This is a genomic window from Streptomyces cinnamoneus (assembly GCF_014650495.1).
GTDB lineage: Bacteria > Actinomycetota > Actinomycetes > Streptomycetales > Streptomycetaceae > Streptomyces > Streptomyces cinnamoneus.
On the sequence record NZ_BMVB01000095.1, the window covers coordinates 1 to 550 of the forward strand.

Consider the following 550-nt stretch of genomic DNA (forward strand, 5'->3'; position numbering starts at 1 on the left):
CTCTCACCTCTTTCATGGTGTTAGGAAGCTCTTGCTTATAGTCCACATATCCATTTTCATTCAGCTTCTTGGCTATCTGGTTCAGATTGTTGCCTTGCCTTTTCAGCTCTGGATATATCTCTTTCAGTCCGTCCAGATTGACAATGTTCGACTGTGTGAGGGCTTCAATGATATATTGCTGTTGGCTCTTTCCAGACTGCTCTACTTTTTCTTTTATCTGTGCAAGTTCTTCCTCTGACACTCTTATAACTATCTGCTTCGGTCTTGTCCTATTCATTGATGAAGTCCTCTCTTTCCTTTACCCACTTCTTAATGAGTTCGATTTCCTCGTCCATGTTCGGCTCTTTCTCTGGCTTCCAGTCCGCTCTCATGTCTTTCAGTTCTTCCAGTGCTTCTTCTAAGTCTGCCTTATAGCTTTCTAAATCTTCTTTTTCGCTTGCTATATATTCATCAACACTATTGTAACAAGGCACACACTCATAGCTTGTTCTATCATCATTGTACTTGTGATACACAATGTCTTTCCATTCATCACTTGGCTCTGCTATGT

The 550-nt window shown here is 40.9% G+C and carries 2 protein-coding genes; both read right to left on the reverse strand.

What is annotated here, in order from left to right:
- On the reverse strand, window positions 1–241 hold a 241-nt coding region (locus IE182_RS32975), incomplete at its 3' end, for a plasmid mobilization protein (protein WP_229845304.1).
- A 28-nt stretch (window positions 242–269) separates the two neighbouring features.
- On the reverse strand, window positions 270–550 hold a 281-nt coding region (locus IE182_RS32980; RefSeq protein WP_190113430.1), incomplete at its 5' end, for a hypothetical protein.